The following is an 18,160-nucleotide window of genomic DNA, read 5'->3' as shown; positions in this document are numbered from 1 at the left end:
GGCCATGTCCTGGGGAGGAATTGATGTCGTCACATCCCGGAATCCGTGCGAAGCGCACGGCTGGTCTTGCAGCCGTTGCGCTGACCTGCCTTCCGTTCGCTGCCTTGGCACAGACCGCCCCAGCCGGTCTCGAAGAGGTTCTCGTCACCGCGGAACGCCGCGAACAGAGCCTGCAGACGGTTCCGATCTCGGCCACGGTCTTGTCGACCGCCGACATCGCGCGCAAAGGCGTGACCAACATCGCAGACATTCAGCAAGTCGCGCCCTCGGTCGCGATCAACACGTTCAACCGCTCGACCTTCATCAACATTCGCGGCGTCGGCATTGCGCAATCGGCGCCGACCTCGAATCCGGGTGTCGCCTTCTATGTCGACGGCCAGCTTCTGCCGCACGAACAATTCATCGGGCAGAGCTTTTTCGACATTGGGTCGATCGAAGTGCTGCGCGGCCCGCAAGGCACGCTGACCGGCCAGAATTCAACCGGCGGTGCGATTTATGTCCGCACGCCCAAGCCCGAATACGACTCGTTCTTCGCCTATGTCGACCAGACGATCGGCGACTATAACTGGTTCAAGACCACGGCCGCGGTGAACGCGCCGATCAACAACAACATCGCGGTCCGCGTGGCCGGCGTGCGCGACACGCGCGACAGCTACACCAAGAATATCGGCCCCAGCGGCAAACAGCCGGGCAATGTCGATCTGCTTGCCGGCCGCATCAACATCGCGGCGCGGTCGTCGGACGACCGGATGACGTTCAACATCCGCGTCGAAACCTTCGACGGGAAATCGGACAACAACCCGGTCAAGCGCCGCCTCGACACTGTGTCGGTCGATCCGTTCGTGATCGAAGAAGACGCACGCTCGTTCCAGAACCAGAACGGCACGCGCATTTCGGGCGAAGGCCGCATCGCGGTGACGTCGGGCATCGATCTGCGTGCGCTGGTCGCGTACCAGGACATGAACACCTACGACCAGACTGACGGCGATCGCACCGCGACTGCGCCGCCGCGCCCGCCCGCCAGCGCGGTCGGCCGTGTCAGTCTCGTCAGCACCAAGTTCGACACCAAAATGGCCGAGCTGAATTTGCTGTCGAGCCAGAAAGGCCCGTTCAACTGGGTCGCCGGCTTCTTCTATCTCGACGAGTACATCGACACGCTGTCGCAGCGCGACAACAACAACACGCGCGATTTCGTGTCGTCGACGTCGACCTTCCAGACCCAGGCACACAACATCACCAAGTCGGGCTTCGGTCAGATCAACTGGTTCGTCACGCAGCCGATCGAAATCGTCGCCGGCATGCGCTTCAGCCAGGATGAACAGACCTACAACCGCATCATTCCCGCCGGCGCGCCGCCAGCCAATCCGGCCGACCTGATCGCGGTGCAGCGTTCGTACAAGCTGACCGGAAAGTTCGGCGTGAACTATCATCTCGACGGTCCGCTGGCGGGCACGATGCTCTACGCGAACGCGTCGCAGGGCTACAAAGCGGGCGGCGTCAACCTTACGATCGGCACGCCCAACTTCGGTCCGGAAACCAACCGAGTCGTTGAAGCCGGTTTCAAGTCGACCTTCTTCGATCGCCGCCTGCGCGTGAACGGCGACATCTTCTTCTCGGACTACAAAGACATCCAGCTGTCGAGCCTGCTGGGCGGTCTGCCGGTGACGCAGAACGCAGCCGCGGGCAAGTCGCAGGGTGGCGAATTGGAAGTGACGGGTCAGTTCGGCGCGTTCGGCTTCAACGCCGGCGCCGGCTATCTGCACGCCAAGTTCGACGGCAGCACCTGCATCACCGACACCAATTCGGCCGGTACCGATCCGGGTTGCCCGACCAATCTGCGCAGCGTGCCGGACGGGCGCGTACTGCCCTTCTCGCCCAAATGGACGCTCAATGCGGGCATCCAGTACGACGTCGCCATCAACGACCGGCTGCTGATGACGCCGCGTCTGCAATGGTCGCATCTGTCGAGCCAGGTCGCGACGCCGTTCCCCAGCCTCAACACCAACGTGCCCGGCCGTGACGTGTTCGACGCCAAGCTGGTGTTCGACTACGACCATCGCTACCGGTTCGAAGGCTTCATCAACAACCTGACCGACCGTCGCTACATCGCTTCGCAGATCCAGAACTCGTCGAGCGCGGATGGCGGCATCATCTATGGTGCGCCGCGCGTGATCGGCGTGCGCGGCACGGTCAACTTCTGACAAGTCGGCGAGGATGATGCAACTGCGCGCCTTCATCCTCGCCACTTCTTCGTTTGCAGCACTCCTCGGCGCACGCGAAATTGCGCTGGCCGAACGTGGCGACGCCTGGTGGACGCCGGGCGAGGGTCGCGAATTTCCCGCCCAGATCGATTACGAAAACGACTACGGCACGTTGCGCGTTCTGCTGACCGGCGGACCGCTGGCAACCAAAGACCATCCGTTCTTCCGCCCGGTTGGGCCGCGCGGCCGCGCTTGCATCACCTGCCATCAACCCGCCGACGCGATGAGCCTGTCGGTCGAAACCGTGCGCAAGCGCTGGGACAAGACGCAGGGCAAGGATCCGCTCTTCGCCGCCTATGACGGATCGAACTGCCCGACCCTGAAACAGGACGAGCGTGCGTCGCACTCGCTGCTGCTCGATCACGGGTTGATCCGCATCCAGCGCCCATGGCCGCCGCGCGAGACCAAGCCCGACTTCACGATCGAAACCGTGCGCGATCCGACCAGCTGCAACAGCGGCGGAAAATATGGACCCGGCGCGGGCAACATCTCGGTCTATCGCCGGCCGCGTCCGGTCGCGAATCTCAAATATCTGCTCGCGGTCGGCTTCGCCTACGACCCCAAGCAAGGCATGCCATTGCCGCTCGATCCGGAAAGCGGCGAGCCGATGTCGGGCAATCTGATGGCTGACGGTCGTGCCGGCACCTTGCACGCGCAGATGCACGACGCAGCCGCGACGCATCTCGAATTGCTGCAGCATTTCGACCGCGCCGACATGGCACGCATCGTCGATTTTGAAAGCCGCATCTTCACTGCACAGCAGATCGACAAACGCGGCGGCGCACTCAATGCCGACGGTGCCGAAGGGGGCGCCGAAAAGCTCGCAACCTCCGAGCCGGGCCAGCTGGGCAGCATCGGTCGCGCGGTGTGGAGCGAATTCGCCGCCTGGGAAACACCCAAGCCCGGCCTGACGCCGGAAGAAAATGCGTTTCGCGCCTCGGTCGCGCGCGGTGCCAAAGTATTTCGCGACAAGACGTTTCTGATCAGCGACAGCGCCGGCATCAATTCGCCGATCGGCTTCGGCAATCCGGTGCGCAATAGCTGTGTCTTCTGTCACAATATGAGCCAGATGGGGAACGACGTGGCGCCGGGCCAAGTCGATCTCGGCACCACGACATTGCCCTTCGCCGATCCCGCGCCGCATCTGCCACTGTTCCGCATCACCTGCACCGCAGCGCCGCACCCGCATTACGGCCGCGTCATCTACACCAACGATCCCGGCTACGCGCTAACCACGGGTCGTTGCGCCGACGTCGGAAAGATCACCTTGCAATCGATGCGCGGCCTGTCGGCGCGCGCGCCGTATTTCTCGAACGGGTCGGCCAAGGATTTGCGCGCGATCATCGACTATTACGAACGGCGCTATCACATCGGTTACACCGAGCAGGAAAAGCAGGACCTGGTGAATCTGATGAGCGTGCTGTGAGAGTCCTGGCGCTGCTGCTCGCCTTTGCCGTCACCGGGGCGCAAGCCGAAACGGTGCGCTTCATCACCTGCCCGATCTATCGCGACGCCGATGCCGGCAAGAAGTCCGGCTGCTGGCTCGCCGACGATCGCGCCACCGGCAAGCGCTATGACGTCAGCCAGGCGCCGTCGAAGCCCGACTGGAATCGCGAAGTGCTGGTCGAAGGAACGATCGCGCAAGGCGGCAAAGAAATTTGCGGTGGCATCGTGCTGGAACCGGTGCGTACCTCGATCCTGCCCGGCGCCTGCACGCGCCAGATGCTGCCGGCGGAAAATTTCACCGGGCGCAAGTTCGTTTTGCCGAAGCGCAATATCAGCCCGCTGTCGGTGAAGCGCGATCCGCCGCCGCCGCCCTACGCAGCGCGCAGCTTTCATCTCTTCTTCGATTTCGGCCAGGCCTTCGTCATCTACCAGTATGACGACTATCTGCTCGACGAAGCGGTGCACTGGATTCGCGCGGCCAAGCCGCGTGCCATCACCGTGACCGGCTATGCCGCCACATCACCCGCGATCGTGTCGGGACGGACGATTGCAGAAGACGCTGCGATCGCGCGCGTGCGCGCTGCGAAGATTGGCGAAGCGCTGGTGCGCCTCGGCATCGATCGCAAGATCGTGACCGTCAAATGGCAGCGGGACGCCGCACCGATCGACGTGCCCGAAGCGGACGGGCTTGCCGAAGCATCGCGCCGCCGCGTCGATATCGCAGTCGCTTTCTGACGTGCGCCGCATTCTGCTGATTGGGGCGCTGACCACGCTCGGCTCGCTCGCGATTCATATGTTCGTTCCGGCCATGCCAAGCGCGGCCATCGCGCTGGATGCGCCGCCATCGCAACTGCAGCTCACCTTGACGCTGTACTTGCTGGGCATCGCTGCGGGACAGGTCGCAACCGGCCCCATCACCGATCGCATCGGCCGCCGGCCCGTGCTGGTGGGTGGTGCGGCGCTGTTCGTTGCCGGCTCGGTGTTGTGCTGGGCTGCACCCTCGATCGTGCTGCTGTTGGTCGGTCGCGTCGTGCAAGCGTTGGGCGCATCGAGCGGATTGGTTGCAGGTCGTGCGATGGCCGGCGATGGCGGCGCTGCCAAAGGCGCGCGCGACATGGCGCTGCTGATGGCGATCGTCATGCTGTCGCCGATGCTTGCCCCCGTGTTGGGAAGCGCGCTGGTCGCAATCGCCGATTGGCGTGCTGTCTTTGCGGTGCTGGCGATCGCGGGCGCTGCCTGCGGCTTGTTGATCTGGCGGCTGCTGGCCGAGAGTTTCGTGCCGGCGCCATCGCGCAGCACCAGCCTGCTCGCCGACTGGCGCGCGATCCTGCGCGACAGGACCTTTCTGCGCAACGCGGTGCTCGGCAACGCGTTTAGCGGCGGCATGTATGTGTTCTTGTCTGCGTCGCCGTTTCTGTTCGTCGATACGTTCCGCGCCGATCCCGAACATCTCGGATTCTTCTACGGCACAGTCGCGCTCGGCGCTGCAGCCGGCGCGCTGTGCAGCAGCATGCTGAGCGCGCGCGGCGCATCGCTGGTGCCGGCGGGCGGCGCGATCGCCGGCCTCGCAGGCTTGACGCTGCTACTCGCAACCGCGCTGGAACGGCACGAAGTTGCGGCGCTGATCGCGCCGATGACGTTCTTCGCTTTCGGCAGCGGCATGGTCACGCCGCACACGATGATGGCCGCAGCAGGCGGAAGCCCGACGCGGGTCGGGACCGCCGTCAGCCTGTACGGCGCACTGCAAATGTCGAGCAACGCGTTGCTGGTGTTGCTGGTCGCCAGCTTTCCGCCCGGCCGGCCGATGCTGCCTGCGATCTTGATCGCAAGCCTGGCGGCGTTGGTTACGATTCTTTCGCGGCGTGCATCGACTTGAGCACGTGTTTCAGTACTTTGCCCGAGCCGGTGCGCGGCAGAGCGTCGAGCACGGCGAAGCTGCGCGGAATTTTGTAGCGCGCGATGCGCGCGTTGCAGTGCGCGATCACCGCTTGCTCGTCGAATGCCGCGCCAGCGCGCAACACCAGGGCCGCATGCCCCACTTCGCCCCAGCGCGCATCTTCAATGCCGACCACGGCCGCTTCGACAATGTCGGGATGGGCCAGCAGCGCCGCTTCGACTTCGGCCGGATAGATGTTCTCGCCGCCCGAAATGAACATGTCTTTCAGACGATCGACCAAGGTGACGAACCCGTCTTCGTCGCGTGTCGCGGCGTCACCGGTGCGAAACCAACCGTCGTCGGTGAAGGCTGCGCGCGTCGCGTCTTCGCGCTGCCAATAGCCGGGCGATACGTTGGGTCCGCGCAACCAGATTTCGCCGACCGCACCGGGCTCGACGTCAGCGCCCGCACTGTCGACCAGCCGCATCTCCTGCAGCGGCGCGACTGGACCGACCGAGCGCGGGCGCGCCGCGATTGCGGCAAGATCGAGCGGCATGCAGGTGACGGTGCCGACTTCGGTCATGCCGAACCCATTGGCGAGCACGATGCGGTCGGCGAGCCAGGGCGCAAGATCGGTCGCGTCGAGCGGCGCGCCACCGGTGAACATCGTGACGCGACCCACAAGCCGTTCCGGCGCAAAATCCGGATCGGCGCGCAGCATCGCCGCCATTTGCGGCACGCAGAAATAATGGGTGACGCCGAGGCTTGGATCGGCGAGCCGGCGGTTGGTGCGCGCCGCGTCGAATCCGTCCGACACCAGCACGACGCCGCCTTGCAACAAGGGCGCGCGGAAGCTGGTAACGAGACCGATGACGTGAAACATCGGCGACTCGCAGAGATAGATGCTGTCGCTGGTCGTGGCGCTGAACGCACCGAAATTGCGCGCGGTGAAATGCGCGTTGCGCTCAGTCACGATCACGCCTTTGGGACGGCCCGACGTGCCCGATGTATAGAGCAGGATCGACGGCGCATTCTCGTCGAACGCAACCGGCGGCGCCGGTGCTGCGCGCTCAATCGCAGCGATCATCTCGGCAAGTTGCAGCGCGCGCCAGCCGGCCTGCGCCGCCAGCGCGGTACAGGTCACATCGGCCACGAACAGCGAAGGCGTGCAGTCTTCCAACAGCACGCCAAGCTCGGCCGCGGCGAGGCGCCAGTTGAGCGGCACGAAGATCGCGCCGCGCCGCATGCAGGCGAATTGCAGGATCAGCAGTTCGACGCTGTTGCGCGCCAGCACCGCGACGCGATCACCCGCCCCCACACCTTGCGCCACGAGCCAACCGCTGCAACGCGCCACGGCTTGATCGAGCGCGCCGTACGACCAGCGCCGCCCCGTCGCAAGATCGACGGCAGCCAGCCTGTCCGGTTGCTGCAAACCGTACAGCGCGATGGAGTCGCGCGCCGCGGTCATGTCGGCCCGCGATGCATTATGGGGCGCGGTCCTTGTCGTAAGCGCCGAGACCGGGCTTGTAGCTTTTCTCGTCAATGAACTGCTTGATGCCTTCCTTGCGACCGTGATTGTCGTAGGAGTTCGCGGCTTCCTGCGCCCGCACCAGATAGTCTTCGGCGTTGTCGTAGGTCATGTCGCGCACGCGGCGGATCGCATCCTTGGTTGCTTTCAGCGCCACCGGGTTTTTCTTTAGCAGCACATTGGCAAGTTCGGTGACGCGCGTCTCCAGCTGGTCGAGCGGCACGCTTTCATTCACCAGGCGCCATTCGGCGGCTTTCTTGCCGCCGATCAATTCCCCGGTCAGCGCGTGATACATGGCGTCGCGCATCGACAGAAGATCGACCACGACTTTGGTCGCGCCGCCGCCGGGCAGAATGCCCCAATTGATTTCGCTCAGCGCGAATTGCGCTTCGTCGGCGGCAATCGCCAGGTCGCACGCATAGAGCGGACCGTAGCCGCCGCCAAAGCACCAGCCATTGACCATCGCGATGGTCGGCTTCTGGTACCAGCGCAGGCGCCGCCACCAGCCGTAGCTTTCGCGTTGCGCGGCGCGCGTCGCGCCCAGCCCTTTGGCTTCGGTGTCGCGGAAATATTCTTTGAGATCCATGCCCGCCGACCAGGCGGTGCCTTCGCCTTTCAGCACCAGCACGCCGAAATCGTCGCGGAACTCGATCTCATCGAGGATCTCGCCCATCCGGCGATTGAGATTCGGCGACATGCAGTTGCGCTTGTCGGGCCGGTTGAAGCTCAGCCACGCAATACCGTTCTCGATCTTGCAGGTCGCGACGCTCGGATCGTCGTCGGGAAACTTGGTCATCAGCGAAATCCTATCTCTCTCAAATCGGGTGATTCTTTGCGTTCACCCGATTTTTAAATCGGGTAGTGGCCGGGCTGCGTCTCGATCGTGATCCAGCGCAGCTCGGTGAATTCGGCAATGCCGGCCTTGCCGCCGAAGCGGCCATAGCCCGACGATTTGGTGCCGCCGAATGGCATTTGCGGCTCGTCATGCACGGTCGGTCCGTTGACGTGGCAGATGCCGGACTTGATCCGGCGCGCGACGCGCAGGCCGCGCGCGACGTCCCGCGTGAAGACCGACGACGACAGGCCGTATTCGCTGTCATTCGCCAGGCGGATCGCATCTTCCTCGTCGCGCGCGCGCAGCACCGCAACGACCGGGCCGAAACTTTCCTGGTTGTAGAGCTTCATGTTCGAGGTCACGCGGTCGATCACCGCAGCCGACATCAACACGCCGTCGGCGGCACCGCCGGTCAATTGTTCGGCGCCTTTGCCCAGCGCATCACGGATCAGCTCCTGCACGCCGTCGATCGTCTTGCGGTCGACCACCGCGCCCAGCGGCGTCTTGCCTTGACGCGGATCGCCCGCGACCAAGGTCGCTGCTTTCTCGCGGAAGCGCGCAACGAACGCGTCGGCGATCGCATCGACGACGATGATACGTTCGGTCGACATACAGATCTGGCCCTGGTTGAAGAAAGCGCCGAACGCCGCCGCCTTCACCGCTTCGTCGAGATCGGCGTCTTCCAGCACCAGCAGCGGCGCCTTGCCGCCCAGTTCCAGCAAGGCTGGTTTCAAGTTGCGCGCCGCGCGCTCGGCGACGATGCGGCCGACATGGGTCGAGCCGGTAAAGTTGATGCGGCGCACCGCCGGATGATCGATCAGCGCACCGACAATCTCTGGCGCGTCAGCGGGCGCATTGGTGACGAGATTGACGACGCCGTCGGGCAAGCCCGCTTCGGCAAAGGCCTCGATCACCAGCGCATGGGTGCGCGGGCACGTTTCGGATGCTTTGAGCACGACTGTGTTGCCGCACGCGAGCGGCGTTGCGATGGCGCGCACCGCAAGGATCACCGGTGCATTCCAGGGCGCGATGCCTAGCACCACGCCGGCCGGTTCGCGCACCGCCATTGCGATACAGCCGGGCTTGTCGGAGGGAATAACTTCCCCCGCGATCTGCGTCGTCAGCGATGCGGCTTCGCGCACCATGCCGCTGGCCAGCATGACGTTGAATCGCGCCCAGCCTTCGGTTGCACCGATCTCGGCCATCATCGACGCGACGAATGCGTCGGCTTTGCCCGCAACCGCGTCGGCAGCTTTGAGCAGCAACGCACGGCGTGCATTCGGTCCCAACGCGGCCCATCCGGGCAACGCTGCTTGCGCCGCGTCGGCAGCCGCGTTTGCATCGGCGACGTTCGCAGATGCAGCACGACTTGCGACGTCGCCAGTGATCGGATTGCGACGCTCGAACGTCGCGCCGCTTTGTGCGGCGCGCGCGGTGGCGCCGATGCGCAATTGCACGGTTGCTTCGCTCATCTCCGTCCTCCCCAACGCAAGCTTATTTTGGGATAGTTATATCTCATAACGAAAATAGTTGACAATGGGCGGCGTAGCGGCTGGAACTGCGCGAATGGGGAGCAAACTGGACAAGCCGCCAAAAAAATCCGGCGCAAAAGCCGCCGCCGCAGACGCCGCCGATCGCACACAAAAGCCGAACCATCTCGACCGGCTGATCGGCTATCAGCTGCGGCGCGCCTCGGGCGTGTTCATGGCCGGCTTCGTCGATCTGTTTCGCGACGTGCCGCTGCGGCCGGCGCAGTTCGCCATCCTGTCCCACGTCGAAGAAACGCCCGGCATTTCGCCCAGCGAGTTGTCGCGCATCCTCGCGATCAAAAAGACCAACATGGTCCCGCTGGTGGTCGAGCTGGAACAGCGCGGCCTGTTGAAGCGCGCCGCCGATTCCAAAGACCGCCGCGTACAGCTTCTCACCTTGGCGCCCGGCGCGGCCAAGCAACTCGCCGCCTGGCGCAAGCGCATCATCGCGCATGAAGACTCGCTGCTGCGCCACCTGTCGCCGGAAGAACGCGAACAGCTGTTCGGATTGCTGAGCAAATTGCGCAGTTCGGCCGGCTGATGCGCGCGACCATCGCGCTGTGTTTCATCGTCGCGATGATCGAAGGCTTCGACCTGCAAGCAGCGGGCGTGGCTGCACCGTTGCTGGGCCCCGCCTTCGGACTGGCGCCGGAACAGATGGGGCTGTTTTTCAGCGCCGCGACCTTGGGGCTGATGCTGGGCGCGCTGATTGGCGGGCGCATCGCCGATCGGCTCGGCCGTAAGTTCGGCCTGATCGTCGCGTTGGTGCTGTTCGGCGTCTGCTCGATCGCGACGGCTTTCGCGTGGGATTTCACCAGCCTGTTCGTCGCGCGCTTGTTGACCGGTGTCGGTCTGGGCGGCGCGTTGCCGAGCCTGATCGCGGTCGCCGCGGAAAGCAGCCGGCCGGGCAAGACCGGCTTCGCAGTCGCGGCCATGTATGCCGGGATTCCGACCGGCGGCGGCGTTGCCGCCTTGTTGTCGGTGCTGGGATTGCACGGCGGCTGGTCGACGATCTTTCTGATTGGCGGCGCAGCACCGTTGCTGGTTGCGCCGCTGTTGCTGCGCTTTCTGCCGAACACGATGCAGCCGCGCACCGAAAGCGCGGCCAGCAATCGCGCGCGTGCGCTGGCCGCCTTGTTCAGCGCCGGCACGTGGCGCACGACCGCGTCGCTGTGGGCCGGATTCTTCTTCTCGCTGCTGGTTCTGTATCTGCTGCTGAACTGGTTGCCCGCATTGCTGGTCGCGCGCGGCGTCGATCGCACCCAGGCCGGCATGGTGCAGATCGCGTTCAATCTTGCGGGCGCGCTGGGCGGACTTACGGCTGGACGCGCCATGGATCTGTTTCGCCAGCGCGTCGTGGTCGTCACCGCGTTCGGCGGCTTGATCGCATCCTTGGCGATCCTGGCCGCGTCGCCGCCGGTCTTTCTCTATGTCGCAATCGCGGGCGGACTCGTCGGCACTGCGATCGTTGCGGTGCAGGCGATCCTCTACGGGCTGGCACCGCTGCAATATCCAATCGACGTACGCGGCACCGGCGTCGGCGCTGCAGTTGCGGTCGGACGATTGGGCTCGGTCGTCGGTCCGCTGCTGGCGGGAACGCTGGTCGCTGCCGGCCGCAGCAGCGCCGAAGTTCTGCTGGGCATCGTGCCGATTGCGGCGTTGGGCGCGATCGCGACCTTCCTGCTGGTGAAACGCCGCTAGCTCGCTGCGGCGCCCTGCGCCTTCAGTTTCTTGTCGATCACCTGGCGCGCCCGCGTACCGCCGACATCGATCGCGAAGACGCGCAGCGCCATGTCAGGATTGGCTTCGATCGAGCGCTGTTGCGCCTCCAGCACGTCGACATCTTCGAGAAACACACCGCCCTGCTGCGCTTTGAAGCGCGCGGTGAAGCCCGCATCGTCAATGTCGAAATTGCGCGCCATGCCCCAGAAATAATGGCTGGTGGTTGCGCTTTCGGGCGTCAGCGCATCGATCACGAACCCACGCACGCCCTGATCGTGGTTCTCGACCGTCGCACCCGCTTCGACCGGCGCGACGCCGACATCGATGATCACGCTCGACGGTGCGATGAAGCGACAGATCTGCCAGCGATCGACGCGCCCGTCGCGCTTCAGCGCGTCGCGCCAGAATGGCGGCGGGTCGATATCGGGCATCCAGCGCGTGACGAACACGCTTTCGTCTTCGACGCGCGTGTCGATCGGCGCGGCCAGAATTTCGGGCTGACCGATCGACCCTTGATGGACATAGGTCTCGTGCGTCAGGTCCATCAGATTGTCGATCGCCAGACGGTAATCGCACTTGATGTGATAGTAGCCGCCGTCGAAGCGCCAGGCCGGATGCGAACACGGCCAGAAATCGGGAATCAGGGCCGGATCGGCAAGTTCCGCATCGCCGATCCAGATCCAGGCGAAGCGATGCCGTTCGACGATCGGATAGGTACGCGCGCACAGATGTTTGGTGACACGTTCGCCGTGCGGCATCTCGAGCGCCGTGCCGTGACTGTCGAGCAGCAGACCGTGATAGCGACAGCGAAGATTGTCGCCCTCTTTCAGCCCCATCGACAGCGGCAGCAGCCGGTGTGGGCAGGCGTCGCGCATCGCGACCAACGTCCGATCGAAGCGGCGATAGAGCACGATCGGTTCGCCGCAGATCGTACGCGCGATCGGCTGGCGATCGACCTCATAGTCCCAGGCCGCGACGTACCATTGGTTGCGAAGGAACATCCGCCGTCTCCGGTGATCGTATAGAAAACATACTAATCACCGCCGCGGCGCAGGCAATGTTTCTCAGGCCGAGATGCGCTGCAAAAACTCACGCAGCTTTTTCAGCTCGGCGGGCGTGAACAGGTCGATGAACTTCTTTTCGTGCGTCTGGATGCGGCGCCGCGCATCGCGGATCGCCTTGGTACCGGCCGGCGTCAGGTGCAGCGCCTGGCGGCGCCGGTCCGCGGTCGAGCGCGTGCGGATCAACAATCCGCGATCCTGCAGCTTGTCGACCATCATCATCATCGTGGCGCGATCGGTGCCCAGCGTGTTCGCCAGTGCAATCTGGGATACGCCGGGATTGCTACCGATCAGCATCAAGGTCGCAAGCGGCCGTTGCTTGAAGTCGAGATCGCCCATCGCTTCGACGAAGTCGCGATGCATCGCCGCCTGCGCCAGCCGCAGCTGAAAGCCGAGCAGCTCGGACAGATCGCCAAGATCGAGCCGATCGTCGTCGATCTCTTCCACCTGCTTCGCTGCTTTTCGCGGTGCCGCCATGATCTTTCCCGATTCCAATCCAATCCGATGATCTGGCCGCAGACCTGGATTGGCAAGCGCGCGGTCAGGTAAAGACGACGCGGTCGCCGTCCCAGCGGAAATTCGCCTTCAAGCCCGCATCCTGCGTAATCTTTTCGATATAGGCCGCGACCTCGATGCCGCGCGCATCGCGTCCCAGCACTTCGGGCTCGCCGTTCGGTTTCACCCAGCAGGGCAGAAAGCCCGCATCTTTCACGCCGTCGCGCGTGACGGTGCAAGACGCGATCATCGTGTTCTTGGCTTCGGGGTGAAACGGATAGGTCGGGTAATTCGGATCGGGTTCGAAGCCGAACAAGGCGCGGCGACGCTTGGCCCAAGCCAGCCGTTCGGGGCTGGCATTGTCCTCGACCGCCAGCGCGCGGGTCACGGTGACGAAATTTCCCAGCCCGTGGAAAATCGGTTTTCCTTTGTAGGTCTCGACGCCGCGCAGAATATGCGCGTGATGGCCGATCACGATATCGGCACCGGCATCGATCGCGCCTTTGGCGATCTGACGTTCGTACGCGCCGACCACCGCGGGCGTGTGGCCGAGGCCTTTATGCAGCGCCACGATGACGATGTCGGCTTGTTCGCGCAGCCGTTCGATGTCGCCCTGCATCGCTTCGAGATGCGACGGTTCGGCGAAGGTGTAGATCTGCGGCGGTCCGCCCGGGCCGGCATAATCGACTTCGTAATGCGTCATGACATGCACGTAGGCGCAGCCGGCCTTGTTGGCCGAGGCCCAGGATTCGCGCGGGCCAACGCAATTGTAGCTGAGCACGCCGACGCGAATGCCGTTGCGCTGCGCGATCGCAGGTTTGCGCGCCGCTTCGAGATTGGGACCGGCGCCAGTCGGTTCGATGCCAAGCGACCGCAGCTTGTCGATCGTGTCCGAAATGCCGAGCGGCCCTTGGTCGTAAATATGATTGCCCGCCAAAGTCGCGAGGTGAAATCCCGCGCCCTGCAGCGGCTCGAGACGTTGCGGATCGTTGAGCGGCGCCGGCACGTTGCCGACCGATTGCGTGCCGCGCAGCGTATGCGGAACTTCGACATGCCCGACGACAAGATCGGCGGCGCGCAACGTCGCGCGGCTGGCGTTGAACAACGGTTCGATCTCGGGCACGTCCAGCACCAGATCGCCAACCATCAGAATGGTGGCTTCGCTCATCCCAGACGCTCCTCCAGAAACGTTGCAACGCGCGCCTGCATGGCGGGCCCATCCCAGTCGCGGCTGTCGACCATGTCGGTCCAGATCTCCAGCACCGGCACGCCGGCCGCTTCGAGATCGCGCGCGATGAATTTCGACGAGGCGGCTGCGGGATGGCAGCTTTTCGGCATCAGCACCAACGCGCCATCGATGCGGTTGCGCTGCGCTTCATGCACCAGCCAGCTATTGATCCAAGGCGGATTGTGAAGCTGTTCGTTCATGCTGGCGACGCGCGACGCCAGCGCGCGCATCGGATCGGTCAATGGCCGGCGCACATAGCCGGCAAACGCAAACGGCAGATACATTGACCAGGTGAAGACGGCGCCGTGGCTTTCTTCGAACGCGCTGTAGAAGCTGGTGTCGTGCCACAGGCCGGCACCGATCCACATCAGCCGTTTGCGCTCGTTCGGAACCGCCGCGATCCCGGCATCGACGCGTGCGCGTACCTCGTCCCGGAACGCGGTCGCATGTGCCAGGCCCCACTCGGTGCCGCGATGCCATTGCGCCGTCATCGTGTTGGTCATCTGTTCGGCGACGCGCACCGGACATTTGGGCGCTTCTGCGATCAACCGGTCGGCTTCGCCCAGCACGGTTTCCTGCCGGTCGATCAGCTCCATCATGCGGCTGAAATGCGCGCGATCGAATGTACGGCCGGTACGTTGTTCGGCGAAGGCGATCAGCTCTTCCAACTGGCCGACCATCAGATCAAGGCGGTGCGGCTGGTACAGCGACTCCCAATTCTCGATCCCGTCTTCCCACCAGCGTGGCGACGGGCTTTCGATGCCAGGATTGTCGATCGGGAAGAACGGCGCGCCCAGCGCGTCACCCCACAGGCGAAACACGCGCTGCACGCAATCGCAGGTCAGGCGCGCACACAGCAGCAGCGGTTTCGGCAAGCCGCCCCACGGCGCGATCGACGGATCGTTGTGCAACGTCGCAGCCAGACCCAGGCTGCAATAGCGGCACAGACCTTCGTGATAGCCCTGCTCTTTCAGGAAATCGAAATAGAGCGGCGACAATTGCTTGGCCGCGATCACTGCGGCCCACCATTGGTTGGTGACGATGGGAATATCCATCGCGTGAAAGATTTCGTGCGGCGTGTCGGCCTGCATGATCGCGTAGGGCTCGCCGCGCGTCAGAATCCGTTCGCGCAGATCGGCAAACCAGGCCTTCTGATAGGCGCCCGCCTGCCCCGTCACTGCGAGTTGTTTCTCGATCCGGTTCATGCTGCGTGCTCTGCGGCGAGGAATTCGTCGATCTGCGCACCAGCATCGGCGGGATCTCGGTCGACGGGACGCAGCAGCAAGGTGCGCAGTCCCAACGCGCGGCAGAGATCGCGGCAGGCCGGATAATCCCACCCGTACGAGTCGTCGTTCGACGGAATCACGAACACCGCGCCTTGCGCATTCGCAGCCGACGCTGCCTGCCGGATCCAATCGCTGCCAGCCGAGAAGCTGCGTGCCGACGGCACGACATGCCGCGCCCGCTCGGCGATTGCGCCGAGCGTGTCGCCGCTGCGCGCGGCGGGTTCGAACACGCGGCCGCCCCAAGGATGTTCTTCGGCGACGATCGTGGCACCCGTCGCTTCGATCCGCGCGCACAACGCCGGATGCGGCAATGACGGGCCGAGCAGCAACAAGCGTGCGCCCGTGCGCACCGGCACGGTGCTCGACGCTTTGATCACCGCGCGCACCGCATTTCCAACCTGGTCGGGCGTCATCGCCCGCACGCCGGCATAGATCCGCAACGCATCGCAGCCGGTCAGAACGGCGCTGCGGCGTAGCGGCAGCAAGGCCTGCAGCTCGGTCCGGATCGCCGCCTCATCGTCGGCTGCGCCAAGCAACGCATCGGCCGACGGCGCGGTGCCGGTCAATGCGCAGACGCGATGGTACAGTCGCTCGACCTCGCCGCGATTGTGCCGCCGCACCGACTCGCCCTGTGTGTGCAGCAGATCGAACAGATGCAGGGTCGGGATGTTTCGCGCCGGCTCCTGGCGCTGCACTTCGCGCAGATAGAGATAGAACTTGGTGAAGCTTTCCGACGTGCGCGGCACGACCAGCAGATCGAGATGATCGAGTGCGCCGCCCGCAGCCGCATCGAACAAATGACGCAGCGGCGCCTCGAAGAAATATTCCATGTAGCGATCGGCAAGATCGCTGCTTCCGGTAAATTGCGGCCACAGCAGAATTGGCGCGGCGTCCGCAGCGCGCACCAGCTCGGCTGGAATCTGCGGCGACACAAGGCCGACTTGGCGTCGTCCTTGGACCGGTACCGACGCTGCGTGATCGAACGCCGCCAATGCGGTGTCGAGATCGGACATTGTCAGATGACGCCCTGCTGCTGCAGACGTTCGATCTCGTCTTGCCTGTAGCCAAGCAGATCGCCGTAGATCGCCTGATTATGCTCGCCCAGCCCCGGCGGCGGCTGATCGAAGCCCGATGCCGATTCGGAAAACCGGATCGGCAGGCCCGGCCCGTAGACTTCGTCGGTCTGGCCGAATTTCGGATGCGACAGGCGGACGGTTTCGCCGCGTTCGAGCAACAGCGGATCGCGCACCGCCGCTGACGGATCGCGCACGACGGCGGCGGGCACGCCGTTGCGAGCCAGACGGTCGACCATGTCCTGCGCCGCGAGCGACAGCGCCCAGGGTTCGATCAGCGCTTCCAGCGCGGCGACGTTCTGCACACGCAGGTCGCGCGTGACGAAGCGCGCGTCGTTGGCCAATCCTGCCTGATCCATCGCCGCAAACACGCCGCGTGCAAACGTATCGGTAGGCGCGCAGACCGCGACATGCCCGTCGCGCGTGCGGTACACGCCGAACGGCGCCAAGCGCGGCACAGTTTGACCGGTGCGCATCGGAATGCCGAACCGTTCGAGAATGTCATAGGGCTCGGTCGCTACCATCGAGGTCAGCACGCCCAACATCGATACGTCGACATGTTGACCGATGCCGGTGCTGCGCGCTTGAAACAGCGCCGCCAGAATGCCGATGACGCCGAACAACGGCGCCGACAGATCGGCCAGCGGAAAGCCGACGCGGATCGGCGGATCTTCCGGCGCGCCCGACGTATGCATCACGCCGCTGAGCGCTTGGATGATCGCATCCATCGCTTTGCCCGAGCCCGGCTCGCCTTGCGCACCGAATCCGGTGATCGAGCAATAAACGATGCGCGGGTTTACTTCGCGCGCGAAGCTGTAACCGACGCCCAGCTTCTCCATCGTGCCGTGGCTGAAATTCTCGACCACCACGTCGGCCTGGCGCAGCAGTTCGCCAAAGATCCGCTTTCCGTCCGCGTGTTTCAGATTGAGCGTGACGCCCTGCTTGTTACGCAGCCGGTTGAGCGCCGAAATCGAAATATCATCGTCGCTGTCGCGCATCAGATGCGCGCCGCCCTTGCCGAGATAGGGAACGTTGCTGCGCGACGGATCCGGGCTGAGCGGATTTTCTACCTTGATCACCCGCGCCCCCAGCCCGGCGAGCAGCAGGGTCGCATAGGGCCCCGCAAGCGCGACCGTCGTGTCGATGACGGTGATCCCGTCGAGCGGTTTGGGCAGGGATGTCATGGCGGGCTGCAGATACGGGGCCTTGGCAGCACCCGTCCTCAAAATCGTTGCGGTACGTAATTGTATAGAACAATAACGGTTTCGCAGACCCCGGGCAATGTCAGCGTATTTTGCGCTGCAGCGCAGACGATCAGCGCGTGTAGAGCCGTTGCAGCAGTGACAACAAGGTTTGTAGTTCTTTTGGCGAATACAGCGCGCAGAATTTCTGCTCGTGCTCGATCATCGACTTGCGCAGCCGCACCAGCGCTTTGCGCCCGGCCGGCGTCGCGGCCAGTGTGTGGCGACGGCGATCTTCGACCGACCGCGTCCGCGCCGCCCAGCCGTTCTTTTCCAGATCGTCGAGCAGCGCCACCGTGTGGGCTTTGTCGATCGCCAATGCGCGCGCCAGTTCGGTCTGCGAGATTCCCGGATTGGCGACGATCAAGGCCAGCGCGCTGAATTCGCCCGAACGAAATTGCTCGTCGTCGAGCTTGTGTACGAAGTCGCGCCACAGCTCGATCTGTACCCGGCGGATGTTGAATCCCAGCAGATCGGGCAGGAAACTGTAGTCGATCGCGCGGTCGGCCGTGTCCTCGACGCCCTTGTTCTTCGCGGCTTTCGCGGTGCTTTTCTTGGGCTTCGTCATAAGTCGAACGT

The 18,160-nt window shown here is 64.3% G+C and carries 16 protein-coding genes; 6 read left to right on the top strand and 10 right to left on the bottom strand.

Annotation, left to right across the window (positions count from 1 at the left end):
* Positions 1-23: 23 nt before the first annotated feature.
* The 4 genes from TMPK1_RS19420 to TMPK1_RS19405 are packed head-to-tail and all read left to right on the top strand — an operon-like array spanning position 24 to position 5,583.
* Positions 24-2,201: a TonB-dependent receptor gene (locus TMPK1_RS19420; RefSeq protein ID WP_420245164.1), complete on the top strand. Its 2,178-nt coding sequence runs from the start codon at positions 24-26 to the stop codon at positions 2,199-2,201.
* A 16-nt stretch (positions 2,202-2,217) separates the two neighbouring features.
* Positions 2,218-3,687 (top strand): hypothetical protein, encoded by a 1,470-nt coding sequence (locus tag TMPK1_RS19415; RefSeq protein ID WP_420245163.1) that lies wholly within the window; start codon positions 2,218-2,220, stop codon positions 3,685-3,687.
* A complete protein-coding gene (locus TMPK1_RS19410) occupies positions 3,684-4,442 on the top strand; it encodes an OmpA family protein (protein ID WP_420245161.1) in 759 nt (252 codons plus the stop codon). Before TMPK1_RS19415 ends, TMPK1_RS19410 begins: the two co-directional genes overlap by 4 nt.
* Before the next feature lies 1 nt (position 4,443).
* Positions 4,444-5,583, top strand: a complete 1,140-nt coding sequence (locus tag TMPK1_RS19405; protein WP_420245159.1) for a Bcr/CflA family efflux MFS transporter — start codon at positions 4,444-4,446, stop codon at positions 5,581-5,583.
* Here TMPK1_RS19405 and TMPK1_RS19400 read toward each other — a convergent pair.
* Genes TMPK1_RS19400 through TMPK1_RS19390 form a run of 3 tightly spaced genes read right to left on the bottom strand, consistent with a single transcriptional unit; the run spans position 5,552 to position 9,418 of the window.
* Positions 5,552-7,051 (bottom strand): AMP-binding protein, encoded by a 1,500-nt coding sequence (locus TMPK1_RS19400; RefSeq protein ID WP_420245157.1) that lies wholly within the window; start codon positions 7,049-7,051, stop codon positions 5,552-5,554. The two genes, TMPK1_RS19405 and TMPK1_RS19400, sit on opposite strands and share 32 nt — an antisense overlap.
* 16 nt (positions 7,052-7,067) lie before the next feature.
* Positions 7,068-7,907, bottom strand: a complete 840-nt coding sequence (locus TMPK1_RS19395) for a p-hydroxycinnamoyl CoA hydratase/lyase (RefSeq protein ID WP_420245155.1) — start codon at positions 7,905-7,907, stop codon at positions 7,068-7,070.
* 53 nt (positions 7,908-7,960) lie between these two features.
* On the bottom strand, positions 7,961-9,418 hold the full coding sequence (locus tag TMPK1_RS19390; RefSeq protein ID WP_420245153.1) for an aldehyde dehydrogenase: 1,458 nt from the start codon (positions 9,416-9,418) through the stop codon (positions 7,961-7,963).
* A 94-nt stretch (positions 9,419-9,512) separates the two neighbouring features.
* Here TMPK1_RS19390 and TMPK1_RS19385 point away from each other — a divergent pair, with 94 nt between their 5' ends.
* The gene (locus tag TMPK1_RS19385) at positions 9,513-10,016 is read left to right on the top strand and encodes a MarR family winged helix-turn-helix transcriptional regulator (protein ID WP_420245151.1); all 504 of its coding nucleotides are present in this window, start codon (positions 9,513-9,515) and stop codon (positions 10,014-10,016) included.
* Positions 10,016-11,176 carry a 3-(3-hydroxy-phenyl)propionate transporter MhpT gene (gene mhpT / locus TMPK1_RS19380; protein ID WP_420245150.1) on the top strand — a complete coding sequence of 387 codons (1,161 nt, stop codon included), beginning with the start codon at positions 10,016-10,018 and terminating at the stop codon, positions 11,174-11,176. Before TMPK1_RS19385 ends, mhpT begins: the two co-directional genes overlap by 1 nt.
* Here the strand turns inward: mhpT and TMPK1_RS19375 are convergent.
* The 7 genes from TMPK1_RS19375 to TMPK1_RS19345 form a co-directional block, all read right to left on the bottom strand.
* Positions 11,173-12,198, bottom strand: coding sequence for an aromatic ring-hydroxylating dioxygenase subunit alpha (locus TMPK1_RS19375; RefSeq protein ID WP_420245148.1), 1,026 nt, complete (start codon positions 12,196-12,198; stop codon positions 11,173-11,175). The two genes, mhpT and TMPK1_RS19375, sit on opposite strands and share 4 nt — an antisense overlap.
* Before the next feature lie 63 nt (positions 12,199-12,261).
* Entirely contained in the window at positions 12,262-12,735 is a 474-nt protein-coding gene (locus tag TMPK1_RS19370; RefSeq protein ID WP_420245146.1) for a MarR family winged helix-turn-helix transcriptional regulator, read from the bottom strand.
* A 64-nt stretch (positions 12,736-12,799) separates the two neighbouring features.
* Positions 12,800-13,921 (bottom strand): CapA family protein, encoded by a 1,122-nt coding sequence (locus TMPK1_RS19365; protein WP_420245144.1) that lies wholly within the window; start codon positions 13,919-13,921, stop codon positions 12,800-12,802.
* Entirely contained in the window at positions 13,918-15,186 is a 1,269-nt protein-coding gene (locus TMPK1_RS19360; RefSeq protein WP_420245142.1) for a 2-hydroxyacyl-CoA dehydratase subunit D, read from the bottom strand. Before TMPK1_RS19360 ends, TMPK1_RS19365 begins: the two co-directional genes overlap by 4 nt.
* Entirely contained in the window at positions 15,183-16,280 is a 1,098-nt protein-coding gene (locus TMPK1_RS19355; protein ID WP_420245140.1) for a 2-hydroxyacyl-CoA dehydratase family protein, read from the bottom strand. Before TMPK1_RS19355 ends, TMPK1_RS19360 begins: the two co-directional genes overlap by 4 nt.
* 2 nt (positions 16,281-16,282) lie before the next feature.
* Positions 16,283-17,524, bottom strand: a complete 1,242-nt coding sequence (locus tag TMPK1_RS19350; protein WP_420245138.1) for a CaiB/BaiF CoA transferase family protein — start codon at positions 17,522-17,524, stop codon at positions 16,283-16,285.
* Positions 17,525-17,654: 130 nt separating this feature from the next.
* Positions 17,655-18,149 (bottom strand): MarR family winged helix-turn-helix transcriptional regulator, encoded by a 495-nt coding sequence (locus tag TMPK1_RS19345; RefSeq protein ID WP_420245137.1) that lies wholly within the window; start codon positions 18,147-18,149, stop codon positions 17,655-17,657.
* Between the last annotated feature and the right edge of the window lie 11 nt (positions 18,150-18,160).

Origin of the sequence: Roseiterribacter gracilis (genome assembly GCA_018332375.1) — a bacterium.
In the GTDB taxonomy this organism is placed as follows: domain Bacteria; phylum Pseudomonadota; class Alphaproteobacteria; order BOG-932; family Roseiterribacteraceae; genus Roseiterribacter; species Roseiterribacter gracilis.
The sequence above is the reverse complement of the archived record's forward strand: the minus strand, read 5'-3'. Positions and strand labels throughout refer to the sequence as shown.